This is a genomic window from Rhodobacter sp. P2_H5 (assembly GCF_056403335.1).
In genome coordinates, this window is sequence record NZ_JBFUFS010000011.1 from 66,123 (window position 1) to 78,818 (window position 12,696).

At 65.5% G+C, this 12,696-nt stretch carries 13 protein-coding genes; 6 read left to right on the forward strand and 7 right to left on the reverse strand.

Features of this window, described 5'->3' with window-relative positions; translation table 11 throughout:
- Positions 1–11 precede the first annotated feature (11 nt).
- Positions 12–842 carry an ABC transporter substrate-binding protein gene (locus tag AC1DVR_RS15470; protein WP_478001494.1) on the reverse strand — a complete coding sequence of 277 codons (831 nt, stop codon included), beginning with the start codon at positions 840–842 and terminating at the stop codon, positions 12–14.
- Between the two features lie 286 nt (positions 843–1,128).
- Here AC1DVR_RS15470 and AC1DVR_RS15475 point away from each other — a divergent pair, with 286 nt between their 5' ends.
- The 4 genes from AC1DVR_RS15475 (at position 1,129) to AC1DVR_RS15490 (ending at position 4,635) form a co-directional block, all read left to right on the forward strand.
- Entirely contained in the window at positions 1,129–2,169 is a 1,041-nt protein-coding gene (locus tag AC1DVR_RS15475; RefSeq protein ID WP_478001495.1) for a LacI family DNA-binding transcriptional regulator, read from the forward strand.
- A gap of 132 nt (positions 2,170–2,301) precedes the next feature.
- Complete coding sequence (locus AC1DVR_RS15480; RefSeq protein WP_478001496.1) at positions 2,302–2,529, forward strand: hypothetical protein; 228 nt, start codon at positions 2,302–2,304, stop codon at positions 2,527–2,529.
- A 27-nt stretch (positions 2,530–2,556) separates the two neighbouring features.
- On the forward strand, positions 2,557–2,874 hold the full coding sequence (locus AC1DVR_RS15485) for a hypothetical protein (RefSeq protein WP_478001497.1): 318 nt from the start codon (positions 2,557–2,559) through the stop codon (positions 2,872–2,874).
- A 21-nt stretch (positions 2,875–2,895) separates the two neighbouring features.
- Positions 2,896–4,635, forward strand: a complete 1,740-nt coding sequence (locus tag AC1DVR_RS15490; RefSeq protein WP_478001499.1) for a methyl-accepting chemotaxis protein — start codon at positions 2,896–2,898, stop codon at positions 4,633–4,635.
- 167 nt (positions 4,636–4,802) lie between these two features.
- On the opposite strand, the gene AC1DVR_RS15495 is transcribed toward AC1DVR_RS15490, so the two are convergent.
- The 6 genes from AC1DVR_RS15495 to AC1DVR_RS15520 all read right to left on the reverse strand — a co-directional run bounded on the left by AC1DVR_RS15495 (position 4,803) and on the right by AC1DVR_RS15520 (position 9,863).
- Positions 4,803–5,405 (reverse strand): helix-turn-helix transcriptional regulator, encoded by a 603-nt coding sequence (locus AC1DVR_RS15495; RefSeq protein WP_478001500.1) that lies wholly within the window; start codon positions 5,403–5,405, stop codon positions 4,803–4,805.
- 62 nt (positions 5,406–5,467) lie between these two features.
- Positions 5,468–5,800 (reverse strand): hypothetical protein, encoded by a 333-nt coding sequence (locus AC1DVR_RS15500; protein WP_478001501.1) that lies wholly within the window; start codon positions 5,798–5,800, stop codon positions 5,468–5,470.
- Positions 5,797–6,744 carry a DnaJ C-terminal domain-containing protein gene (locus tag AC1DVR_RS15505; protein ID WP_478001502.1) on the reverse strand — a complete coding sequence of 316 codons (948 nt, stop codon included), beginning with the start codon at positions 6,742–6,744 and terminating at the stop codon, positions 5,797–5,799. Before AC1DVR_RS15505 ends, AC1DVR_RS15500 begins: the two co-directional genes overlap by 4 nt.
- Before the next feature lie 74 nt (positions 6,745–6,818).
- Positions 6,819–8,036 carry an organoarsenical effux MFS transporter ArsJ gene (gene arsJ, locus AC1DVR_RS15510; RefSeq protein ID WP_478001503.1) on the reverse strand — a complete coding sequence of 406 codons (1,218 nt, stop codon included), beginning with the start codon at positions 8,034–8,036 and terminating at the stop codon, positions 6,819–6,821.
- Positions 8,033–9,043, reverse strand: coding sequence for an ArsJ-associated glyceraldehyde-3-phosphate dehydrogenase (locus tag AC1DVR_RS15515; protein WP_478001504.1), 1,011 nt, complete (start codon positions 9,041–9,043; stop codon positions 8,033–8,035). Before AC1DVR_RS15515 ends, arsJ begins: the two co-directional genes overlap by 4 nt.
- 1 nt (position 9,044) lies before the next feature.
- Positions 9,045–9,863 carry a metalloregulator ArsR/SmtB family transcription factor gene (locus AC1DVR_RS15520; protein ID WP_478001505.1) on the reverse strand — a complete coding sequence of 273 codons (819 nt, stop codon included), beginning with the start codon at positions 9,861–9,863 and terminating at the stop codon, positions 9,045–9,047.
- A 122-nt stretch (positions 9,864–9,985) separates the two neighbouring features.
- Here AC1DVR_RS15520 and AC1DVR_RS15525 point away from each other — a divergent pair, with 122 nt between their 5' ends.
- The gene (locus tag AC1DVR_RS15525; protein WP_478001506.1) at positions 9,986–10,768 is read left to right on the forward strand and encodes an HAD-IIA family hydrolase; all 783 of its coding nucleotides are present in this window, start codon (positions 9,986–9,988) and stop codon (positions 10,766–10,768) included.
- Between the two features lie 325 nt (positions 10,769–11,093).
- Complete coding sequence (locus tag AC1DVR_RS15530) at positions 11,094–12,695, forward strand: OpgD/OpgG family glucan biosynthesis protein (RefSeq protein WP_478001507.1); 1,602 nt, start codon at positions 11,094–11,096, stop codon at positions 12,693–12,695.
- The last annotated feature ends 1 nt before the right edge of the window (position 12,696 follow it).

Genomic DNA, 12,696 nt, shown 5'->3' on the forward strand with positions numbered 1-12,696 from the left:
CCAGATCCATGTCACTTGGGCAGATAGTCTGCGGGCATCGGCGAACCGGGGAACCACTTTTCATATAGCGTCTTCCAGGTGCCGTCCTGCATCGCCTCATGCAGCCCCTTGTTCAGCGCCGCCTTGAAGGCATCGCTGCCCTTGCGGATCACGAAGCCGGCGGGGGCATCGAACGAGGGGATGTTGACCGCAATCACCAGACCGGGGAACTGGCTGCCATATTGCTTGGCCGCCTCGTAGTCGAGGAAATGCGCATCCACCGTGCCGTTGTTCAAGGCGGCAATCGCCGAGTTGTTGTCGGGGAATTTCACCAGATCGGTGCCAGTGAAGTTCTTGGAGGCATAGATCTCCTGCAAGGTGCCCTGCACCACGCCCAAGCGCTTGCCCTTCAGCCCGGCCGCATCGGTGATCCCCTTGTCGGCGGTCAGCACCGAGAGATACCCAGCAAGGTAACCATCCGAGAAATCCACCGTCTCCTTGCGCTTGTCGGTCGTCCCGATCGCCGCCACCGCCACGTCAAAGCGGCCATTGGCCACCGAAGGCATCAGCGCCGAGAAATCCTGCCCGGTGAAGATCACCTGATCCGGCTTGAAGCCCATCCGCCCCACGACGTTGAGGAACAGCTCGATGTCAAAGCCGGTAAAGGTGCCATCCGCCTGGGTAAAGGCATAGGGCTTGGCATCGCCCATCGTCCCCACGCTGATCGTCTTGGCGTCGATCAGCCCATAGGGATTGTCCTCGGCCATCGCGGTTGAAGCCGCCCCAAAGCCCGCCACGGCCAGCGTCAAAGCCATCGCCCCCCGGCGCAGGGGTGCGGCCAGCGAGGTGAACATTCCGGTCATGCGCATTTCCATATCTCCACTGTGAAGTTTGTTGGTCTTGTCCTTGCCGAGGCCGCCTTCGCGGTCCCGGCTCCGTTCCCGATCGGTTTCCAGCCCGGATCAGTGCCGAAAAAGCTGCGGCCCGGCCTGATCTTCTTGCGGAAAGACCGATTTAATCGCGTCTGAGACCGGTCTATTTCCTTTTGAGACCGGTCTCATTTGCAATCGTTAGCCACGAGTTGACCTCCCGTCAACATTTCTTGTAGTCATTTCGCAGATGACGAAAAAACCCATCAAAGCGCGTTCCGTGACCGTCCTTGACGTGGCCCAGGCGGCCCAGGTCTCCAAGGCCACGGCGGCGCGCGTGCTGGGTGGCTACGGCGTGGTCAGCGAGAAGATACACGACGCGGTGATGGCGGCGGCCAAGGCCTTGGATTACCGGCCCAATGAGCTGGCGCGCTCCATGACGACCGGCAAATCCGGCATCATCGGCGTGGTGGTCGGCGATATCGAAAACCCCTTCTTCAGCCTCGCCGTACGCGGCATTTCCGACGCGGCCAAGGTCGCCGGCTTCAACGTGATCCTTGCCAACTCCGGCGAAACGCTGGAGGCCGAACGCGCCGCCGTGCGCCTGATGATCGGCAAAAGGGTCGATGGCCTGATCGTCACCCCCGCCGAATCACGCGACACCGCCCATCTGCACGACGTCCACCGATCGGGCCGCCCGCTGGCGCTTCTCGACCGCGCCTTGCCCGATCTCGAGGTTGACACCGTCACCGTCGACGACCGCGCCGCCGCCGTGGCCGCCACCCGGCTTCTGGTCAGCGCTGGCCACCGCCGCATCGCCTATCTGACCGCCGTCAGCGACCGCGGGGCCGAGTTCCACGACCTCGCCCAGCTTTACACCACCTCGGTCCGCGAAAGGGTCGAGGGCTTTCTTTCGGTTTGCGAAGAAGCCGGGATCGCGCGGCCCGAAAGCCGCGTCTGCCTTGGCGCCACCAGCCCCGAGGCGACCCGCAGCCTCGCCGCTCGCCTGTTCTCCAGCGCCGACCGGCCCACCGCCATCATCGCCTCCGACAGTCTGATCGGGCTGGAGATCTTCAAGGCGATCCGGGCGCATGGTCTGCGGATGCCGCAGGATATCTCCTTGATAACCTTCCATGATGCGGATTGGACCAGTGTCACCAGCCCGCCGATCACCGTGATCGACCAGCCGGTCTATGCCTTGGGCAAAAGCGTCGCGGAACTCCTGATCCGCCGCCTGAAAGGCGAAAGCCCGGCGCCGCAAAGGCTGATCCTGAACACCGCGCTGATCGCGCGCGGCTCGGTCGGACCGCGCCCCGAATAGCTCCGTTGGGTTAATTTAGCTGCATTTTTGAGCCCGGTTCGCGGGGGTCTTAAAACTTGGGCAAGTGTTTGCCCGCAGTCTCTGCGCATCGCCGTCAAAAGAGCGGGGGCGATTCGTGCAAAGGAGATTGCAATGAAACTCTTCCGACTTGCAGCGCTGCCGCTGCTGTTTGTGGCCCAGACCGCCTGGTCCGCCGACTATCAGGGGGCGATGAAGGCCTATCTGGACGGTTCGATCCGGGCCTGGGCCGAAGATCCGGCGCTGGTGCAGGCGATCACCGCCGCCAACACCGACCGCGCCGCCTATGATCAGGCCAAGATCGACAGCCTCGACGCCGCCTGGAAGGCGGAGGTCGGCTAGGCCGAGACGCCCACCATCACCCCCGTGATGGCCAATGCCGCCGCCGACTTCCTGCGCCAGAAGGTCGAAGAATCGGGCGGCAAGATCACCGAGGTCTTCATCACCGACGCCAAGGGGCTGAACGTCGCCGTTTCCGCGCCGACCTCTGACATGTGGCAGGGTGATGAGGACAAGTTCACCAAGGTCTTCCCCACCGGGGCCGAGGGGGTGCTGTTCGGCGATGTGGAACTCGACGAATCGACACAGAGCTATGAGGGCCAGATCTCGATCACCATCGTGGATCCCGCAACCAAGGCCGCGATCGGCACCATGACGGTCGGCGTCAATGCAGATGCGTTGATGTAGGGCGAAAGCAGGGGGGTCTTCATGTCACGCGGTTCCGATCGATCTTTCCATTTTCTGCACCTGTCGATTTTCGGCAAATGTCTGGCCATGGTGGCGGTCATCACGGCCCTCGTGGCCGGGCTCATCACCTTCAACGCCTCGGGCATGTTGCGCGACGTGGCGAAGAAAGGGCTGCGCGGTCAGGCCTTTGACACCTCGCAAAGCATCGCGCGCGAGGTGGCGGGGGCGATCAAGTTCGGCAAGGACAGCGCGGTCACCGCCGCCTTCGAACAGCTGCTTAAACGCGAGAATGGATTGCTGAAAGGCATGATCGCCTATGCCCCTTCGGGCGAGGCGCGGATCAAATCCGGCGAAATTGACGACCCCACCCAGCAACTTCTGACCAGCCTGGCCGCCAGGGCCGCCATCTCCGGCCAGGTTGAAACCGACCCGACCGGCCTCTTCGTGGCCGCGCCGGCACTGTTCGGCGAAAAGGCCGACAAGGCCGGCGTGGTCGCCACCCAATGGTCGACCGCCAGCCTCGAGGCCGAATATGGCGCGCTGCAGTTGCGCGCGATCCTCATGGCGGTAGTGGTCTTTGTGGCCCTTCTGGCCGTGGGCGCCTGGTTCCTGCACCGCGCCATGCGGCTGCCGCTGCAGGCGATTTCCGGCGCGATGGATCAGGTCGCGAATGCCGATTACGTCACGGCGATCCCGATGACAGCCCGTCGTGACGAGGTGGGCCGCATCGCGCAATCGCTGGACGTGATGCGCCACGGCCTCGGCCTGGCGCTGAAAGACCGCGAGATGCACGAACGCGAGGCCGGGGTGCAAAAACAGGTGGTGCAAGCCATGACCGAGGCGCTGCGCAAGCTCGCCGCGGGCGATCTGACCAGCCGCCTGCCCGCCAATTTCCCGCCGGAATACCAGCAGCTGCAAAGCGACTACAACTCGGCGGTGGAGGGTCTCTCCAAGGCGCTGCTCGCCGTGATCGAAACCGCCGGCCAGATCGAGGCCGGGGCCAACGACATCAACCGCCAGTCCGGCAACCTGTCGCAACGCACCGAAAATCAGGCCGCCACGCTGGAGGAAACCGCCGCCGCGATGGACGAGCTGACCGCCAATGTCCGCGCCGCAGCCACCGGCACCCAGGAGATTGAACTGGTGGTCCAGCAGGCCCAGACCGAGGCGAGCCAAAGCGGCAGCGTTGTGCAAAGTGCGGTCAACGCCATGCAGGAGATCGAGAAATTCTCCGGCCAGATCTCCACCATCATCGGGGTGATCGACGATATCGCCTTCCAGACCAACCTTCTGGCGCTGAACGCCGGGGTCGAGGCGGCGCGGGCGGGCGAGGCGGGGCGCGGCTTTGCCGTCGTCGCCTCCGAGGTGCGCGCGCTGGCCCAACGCAGTTCAGAGGCCGCACGCGAGATCAAATCGCTCATCACCGGCAGCGCGCAGCAAGTCGCCAAGGGGGTGGATCTGGTGGGCAAGGCCGGGCAGGCGCTGTCCAGCATCGTGGTCCGGGTCCAGAATATCTCTGGCCTGATGTCGGGCATCGCCAGCGGCGCCGGGGCGCAGTCGGGCAGCCTGAACGAGATCAACATCGGCGTGGCCCAGCTGGATCAGGTGACCCAGCAAAACGCCGCCATGGTGCAGGACGCCACCCGCTCCAGCGAGGATCTCAGCCGCCAGGCGCAGGAACTTGTCTCGCTGGTCTCGGTTTTCAAGACCGAAGAGGGCCAATCCAACGCCGCAAACCTGCGCCGGGCCAGCGGTTTCTGACCAAGGCTTGCCCGGCCTATGAGCAGGCTTGCTGCGGCCGGATAGGATCGGCCCCGCTTGGCGCGGTGCCATCCCGGACCGGGTAAGGCCACAGGACGCACCGATCATCCCGCGCGTCCCGGCAAGCGCTCAGACGGCGCGCGGCGATGCGGGCCAGGGCGGCGCGATCAGCCGGGCGGATCGGCCAGGCCCTCGGACAGCAGGTCTTCGACGAAGAAGGCCGCAAACTGGCTGCGCCCGGCGACACCCGCCTTGGCGTAGATCCGGGTCAGTTGCGCGCGCACCGTCCCCGCTGCGGCCCCGCGCGCCTGGGCGATCTCGGCCACATCCATGCCTTTGAGCGCCAGAAGCCCGACGTCGCGCTCGGCCGGGGTCAGGGCCCAGAGCGCGAACTGCCGGCTGACGACCTCGGCGAAGGCGCTTTTCGCCGCTTGCAGGGCCGCCTCCTGTTCGCGCATCCGGCGCCGGGTCCGCCGCACATCCTTGACGGTGAAGAGAAGGCCAAGGCCCAGGGCCAGCGCCACCGGCGCCTCGGTCAGGGGATGGGCCTGGCCGGGGTTGCGCATCAATTCACCAAAGGCATCGAACAGAAAGTACAGCGCGGCACAGGCCTGCAGGACCAGAACCGCGATCAGAAGGGCCGGCTCGCGCGCGCCTCGCGGGGCTGGCGTCCCAACTTCCGGCCCTACTTTCGGACCAGCATCCGCGGCGTCCGGCGCGGAGCGATCAGCGGCGGGGGCCGGGGACGTCTTGGGCGAAACAAATCTCATCCGGCCTCCCGGTTGCAAAGACGTGGCGGATCAACGGGTTGCAGCGGCATCCCGGGGCGCGGTCAGCCCTCTTCCTGCAGCCGGGCGCCAATCCGCGCCCGGACCTCGGGCGGCTCGGTGGCGATCACCCGGCAGATCGCGCGCAGATCGCGGCGGGCGGCATGAAGCTGGTCCACCAGGCTGATCACCAGGCCCAGACCATCCTCATCCAGATCGAACTCCTCGGCCAGCTCGCACAAAAGCTCGATCCGTGCCAGGTCGATCCGGCGGAACCCCAGCCCCGCGCTGCTTTCGACCGGTAAGACAATCCGCGCCTCGACAAAGCGCGTCAGGCGCAGTTCGGTCAGGCGCGGCACGGCCAGCAGTACCTCGGCGGCCGAATAGAACTCGCTCATGCTTCGCCTCCTTCGAACAGGCCCTTGCGCGGGTCTTGCGGATGGCTCTTGCGCCAGGTCTCCATGAAGGCGGCCAGGTCGGCATCGACGGTCGGCGGCAGGACGATGCGCAATTCGACCAGTTGATCGCCCGGCTCGCCCCGCGCCTTGCGCACGCCGCGCCCGCGCAGGCGCAAGATCCGCCCCGAGGAGGCGCCTTTCGGAATGCTCAGATTGACCGGCCCGTCGATCGTGGGCACCGCGACCTTGGCGCCCAGCACCGCCTCGTCGAGCGAGATCGGCAGCGTCACATGGATATCGTCGCCCTCGCGGTGAAACACCGGATGCGGGCCGACCGTCAGGGTGATCAGCGCATCGCCGGAGGGCCCGCCGCCCGAGCCCGGCCCGCCCTTGCCGCGCAGGCGCAGGGTCTGGCCATCATGGGCCCCCGCCGGGATCTGCACCTCGACATTGCCGACTTCGGGCAGGGTGATGCGCGATTTGGTGCCGCGCACCGCATCGAGAAACGGCACATCGAGGGTGAAGCGCAGATCGTGTCCGGGCAAGGGAAAGCCCTCTCCGCCAAAGCCGCCAAAACCGCCGAAACCGCTGCGCCCGCGACCCTGCCGGCGCAGCATCTCGGCAAAGACATCGGCCGGGTCGCCCTGCGGTTCATAGCCCGGACGGTAGGTGTTGCCCGGCTGGTCGGCGAAATCGCGGTAAAAGCGCCGCTCGGGCTTTTCGGCGCCCGAGGCGTCGATCTCACCCGCGTCATAGCGCGCCCGCGTGGCCGGGTCTTTGAGCAGGTCGTAGGCGGCCGAGATCGCCTTGAACTTGGCCTCGGCGGCCTTGTCATCCGGGTTCAGATCGGGGTGGCTGGTCTTGACCAGCTTGCGATGGGCCTTCTTGATCTCTTCCGCGGTGGCGGTGCGGGTCAGCCCAAGGACGGCATAGGGGTCTTGCATCGAACTACCTCAACCAAGCGCGACAATGGCCGCGCGTCGTATCCTGCACCGGAACGGCCAGGCCACGCTTTGATTTATGTCAGGCTCAACCGGCGCATGGCAAGCCAGCTTGCCAGGGCCAGCGTCGCCGCCGTGGCCAGGCACAGGGGCAATCCACCGATCTGATAGCTGATCCCGGACAGCGCGGTGCCCAAAAGCCGCCCCGCCGCATTGGCCATATAGTAGAAGCCCACATCCATCGACACCCGGTCCGCCCGCGCGAAGGCGAGGATCAGATAAGAGTGCAGCGCGGAGTTGAGCGCGAAGACATAGCCGAAGACCAGAAGCCCGAAGACTAGAACAAGGGCCAGCCCCGCGGGCGCCAGACCGATCCCCGGCGCCGCCGCCGCCAGAACCGCCAGGGCCAGAGGGATCGGCCACAGGACCAGGGCCCAGTGCCGCGCCTGGGCCAGCGGCACCGCCCCTCCCCGCCGCAGGATCTGCGGCGCAAAGCCCTGAACCGCGCCGTAGGCGATGGTCCAAAGCGCCATGAAGCCGCCGATCAGGTAAAACCCGTTCTGCCCGCCCAGCACCGACTGGAAAAAAACTGGCACGCCGACCACGAACCAGACATCCCGCGCCCCGAACAGGAACATCCGCGCCAGGGCCAACAGGTTGATCCGGCGGTCTTTTGACCAGACTTGCGTGAACTTGGCCCCCTTGCTGCCCGCCGGCAGACCCTTGGGCAGAAAGGCCGCCACCGCCACAAGGATCAGCGCCAGCACCCCGGCCATCGCCCAAAGCGCCACCTCAAAGCCCAAGCCCGCCAGCAAGGCCGCGCCAAGGAAGAACCCCGCCCCCTTCACCGCATTCTTCGACCCCGTCAGCACCGCGACCCAGCGGAAGAGCACCCCCTCCCCCTTGGGCGCCAGAACCTTGACCGCCGATTTCGACGACATCTTCGCCAGATCCTTGGCCACGCCCGAAGCCCCCTGCACCGCCATGACATAGGTGACCGACACCGCCACGCTCCACCCCGGGTCGAGCTGCGCCAGGGCCAGCAGCGCCGCAATCTGCACGCCAAGCCCGGCATACAGGGTGCTCGCCAGGCCAAAGCGCGCCGCAAGCCAGCCCGCCGACAGGTTGGTGACCACCCCCGCCAGTTCATACAGCAAGAACAGCCAGGCCAGCTGGATCGGCGAAAAGCCCAAGGCATTGAAATGCAACAGAACCAGCAGCCGCAAGGCCCCGTCCGACAGCATGAAGGCCCAATAGGCCGCCGTCACCGCCGCATAGGCGCGCAAGCCGCTCATAGCCCCGCAGCCACCATCCGGGCGACATCGGCCAGCCGGCAGGCATAGCCCCATTCGTTGTCATACCAGGCGTAGATCTTCACCTGCGTCCCCGCCACGACCATCGTGCTCGCCGCATCGACAATCGCCGAGCGCGGGTCGTTGAGGTAATCCGACGACACCAATTCCCGCGTCTCGTAGCCCAGGATCCCGCGCAACGCCCCCTCGGCAGCAGCTTTGAACAGCGCGTTCACCTCGCCCACCGAGGTTTCCCGCGCCACCTCAAACACGCAATCGGTGAGCGAGGCGTTCAGCAGCGGCACCCGCACCGCATGACCATTCAACCGCCCGGCAAGCTCCGGATAAATCAGGGTAATCGCCGTGGCCGACCCGGTCGAGGTCGGGATCAGGTTCATCAGGGCCGAGCGCGCCCGCCGCATGTCCTTGGCCGGACGGTCCACAATCGTCTGCGTGTTGGTCACATCATGGATCGTGGTGATCGAGCCATGCCGGATGCCGATCCCTTCATGGATCACCTTCACCACCGGGGCGAGGCAATTGGTCGTGCAGCTCGCCGCCGTGATCAGATGGTGCTGGCTCGGATCGTAAAGCTGATGGTTCACCCCATAGACCAGATTGAGCGCGCCGCCGTCCTTGACCGGGGCCGAAACCACCACCTTCTTCACCCCCGCCGCGTAATAGGGGGCCACCTTGGCCGCCGTCTTGAACACCCCGGTGCAGTCGATCACCAGATCGACGCCAAGTTCGGCCAAAGGCAGATCCTCAATCCGCTTTTCGCCGGTCAGCCGGATCTTCTGCCCCGCCAGCGTCAGGCTGCCCACGTCCCAGGTCACAGAACGCGGCCAGCGGCCATGCACCGAATCGAACTCCATCAGCAGGGCCAACTGCTCGGCCCCGGCACCCGGCTCGTTGATCAGCACGATCTCGCCGCCCGCGCCCGTATCGATCAGGTCGCGCAGCGCCAGTTTGCCCATGCGGCCCAAGCCATTGATTGCAATGCGTGTCATCTCAGTTCTTCCCGATCCCGTCGATGTGGCGCTGCAGGGCAACCTTCTGCAGCTCTGCCACAGGAAGGGCAGCAAAGGCGAGGATGCGGCGGCGCAGTTCGGCATAGGCCAGCGCAAAGGCCAGCGCCTTTTCGGCATCGGTGCCGGTGGCCTTGACCGGATCGGCCACGCCCCAATGCGCCGTCATCGGCTGGCCCGACCAGGGGGCGCAGTCCTCGGCGGCGGCCAGATCGCAGACGGTGAAGACGAAATCCATCTGCGGCGCCCCCTCCGCTGCGAATTCCGCGACATGTTTGGCGCGCAGGCCGCTGGTGTCATGGCCATTGCGGGCCAGAACCTCCACCGCGAAAGGGTTCAGCGCGCTGCCGGGCCGGGTTCCGGCGGAAAAGGCGTTGAAACGCCCCTGCCCCAGATCGCGCAGCAAAGCCTCGGCAAAGATCGAGCGCGCCGAATTGCCCGAGCAGATGAACAGCACATTCCAGACCCGATCGGCCATGGCAAACTCCTGTGAGGGGATGAGGGCTGCGACATCCGGGCGGCCGCGCCCGGTGTCATTGACCAGATAGCCCACCAGATCCGCCAGGCGGTCCATCCGCACGCTGTAATACAGCGAGCGTCCCTGCCGTTCAGCCCCGATCAGCCCGGCGCGTTCCAGATCGCTCAGGTGGTGCGACAGGGTGTTGGCGCGCAAATCCAGCGCCGCCGCGATCTCGGTCGGGCGGGCGCCTTGCGGGGCAAAGCGCATCAGGAGCCGGAAGACGGCGAGCCGGTCCGGGTGGCCAAGGGCCGCAAAGGCGGCAAGAGGTGGGTCATGTTCCATATTTCCTGAATATTGGAAATATCAACCCGATCAAGTGAAGCTTTTGTAACAGCGACACGGCCTTTCGCCCTGCGGGCCAAGCGGCTAGCGTGGCGCAGATCCACAGGGGCAAAGAGGGCGAGATGACGTTTTGGCAGCAACTGTCCGGGGTGATCAGCGATCTGGACGGCGTGGTCTATCGCGGTGACGCGCCGATCCCCTCGGCCATCGCGGCCTTCCGACGCTGGCATGAGGCCGGGTTGCCCTATGCTTTCGTCACCAACAACTCGACCCGAAGTGCGGCGGATTTTGCTTCCAAGATCAATGACATGGGCATCCCTGTGACGGCCGAGCGCGTGGTGACCAGCGCCAGCACGGTGGCTGATCTGGTGGCGACGAACCATCCGCCCTCGGCCCGGGTTCTGGTGGTGGGGGCAGCGGCCCTGCGCGACGCGGTGACGGCGCGCGGCTTCACCCTGTCCGATGCGGCGGATGTCGTTGTGGTCGGCCTTGACCGCGCCTTCACCTATGAGACGCTGGGCCGCGCCCAGGCGGCGCTGCTGGCGGGGGCGGCTTTCTATGCCACCAACGCCGACCCGATGCTGCCCAGTGCGACGGCCTTCGACCCCGGCGCCGGCGCGATCCTGCGCGCGATCGAGGTCGCCTCGGGCCGCAGCGCCACCGTGGTGGGCAAACCGGGCCGCCAGATGATCGACCGCGCCGTGCAGATCCTCGGCACAGCGGCGGCGAGGACGCTGATGATTGGCGATCAGGTGGAAACCGATATCATCGCCGGCCATGCCGCGGGCCTGCCGACGCTGCTGGTGCGCACTGGAGTCGCCCAGCCCGGGCCGCACCCCCTGGCCCCTGATTTCGACTTTGCCGACCTGAGCGAAGTGCCTCTGCCGCATCCCGCCGAAAGCTGAGGCACTTCGCGCGAATCCCCGCCGAGACAGCGCCTCACACCGGAATACCCGCTATGCGATCGGCGCATGGGCCGTGGTCGTTTTCGGGAAAAACACCTCCGAAAACGACCGAATCCGCGCGAAAATCCCCGCTTTTGCGCCTTTTGCAGTTGCAGCATTTGACGGCAGACGAAAATTTGTGCATTTGCCCGAAAACGCCGTCAAATTCCGCACAAGCCTGTTCAACTTGCTTTGAAGCACGCTTGCGACTTGATACCGATATCTTCTATATGCCCCCTTGAGTTCAGCGGTCCGACTCGGAAAAACCCTTAAGTTTCCCATCACTATGAAAAATTACGGCATCCTCAGCGTCGCTACCTCCCGTCGTGCGCTTCTCAGTGCTGCGGCGGTTTTCGGCACGGCGGCCGTTCTGCTGCCGGCCCGCCTGCGCGCCCAGGATACCAGCACCCAGCCGGATGCGGCACCGCGGCAATTTTCCTTTGATATTCTGACAGATGAGATGAAGGCGCTGGCCGCCACACCTCACACCACGGCCCCTGCGCCGGAAGGTTTCCTCGGCACGCTGACCTATGACGACTACCGCCTGATCCGCTTCCGCGACGACCGCGCGCGGTGGAGCGAGACCGGCTCCGCCTTCCGTCTGGCCGCTTTCCACATGGGCTGGCTCTTCGCCGAGCCGGTGGTGATCTATGATGTGGCCGATGGTCAGGCGAGCGAGATTCGATTCTCGACCGATGATTTCGAATATCTGAACGCCCTGGCCAGCCGGGTTCCCGAACATGCCGTCCTGCCCGGCGTTGCGGGGTTCCGGCTGAACTATGCGCTGAACCGTCCCGACAAACTCGACGAACTCGCGACCTTTGTCGGCGCCAGCTACTTCCGCGCGCTTGGCCGCGACTCGGCATACGGCCTCTCGGCCCGCGGTCTTGCCGTCAACACCGCCACTGCCCAGGGCGAGGAATTCCCCCGCTTCTCGAACTTCTATTTGGAGCGCGGCCCCGCCGGCAGCCAAAGCCTGACCGTCTATGCCACGCTCGACGGCCCCAGCGTGACCGGCGCCTATCGCATCATCATCACGCCCGGTGCCGCCACGATGATGGAGGTCACCGCCCGCCTGTTCTTCCGCAAGGATGTCGAAGAGCTGGGCGTCGCCCCGCTCACCTCGATGTTCCTTTACTCCGAGAAGAACCGCGCCGGTTACGACGACTACCGCCCGAACGTGCATGACAGCGATGGCTTGCGCATCGTCCGCTCGGATGGCGACGTGATCTGGCGCCCCCTGAACAACCCGCCGCAGCTGGCCGGCAGCTATTTCCCCGAAACCGCCCCCAAGCGGTTCGGCCTGCACCAGCGCGACCGCCGCTTCGAAAGCTTCGAAGACCTGGGCGCCCGCTACGAGCGCCGCCCCACGGCCGAGGTCGAACCCCTGGGCGACTGGGGCAAGGGCTTTGTCCGTCTGGTCGAAATCCCCTCCGACAATGAGGCCAACGACAACATCGTCGCCTATTGGGTCCCCGAGGCCAAGGCCACCGCCGGCGGCACGCTGGAGATGTCCTACCGCCTCTACTGGGGCGATCTGCCGCATGATGATTCCGAACCGCTCGCCTATGTAGACGAGACGCGGGCCGGTCATGGCGGGGTTTCGGGCGCGCAGGCCAAGCAGGGCGAACGCAAGTTCGTCATCGATTTCCGCGGCGGCCTTCTGGGCGCGCTGGAGAGTGACGCCACCGTCGAGCCGGTGGTGACGATCGGCAATGGCACGCTGGTCGGAACGACGCTCGAAAAGATTGCAGGCACCAGCCTGTGGCGGCTTGTCATCGATGTCTCGGCCGATGCGGGCAGTGTTGTGGAGTTGTCGGCGCATATTGCCGGCTACGAACGCCGTTTGACGGAACTGTGGCTTTATCAATGGGTCAGCGCGAAATGAG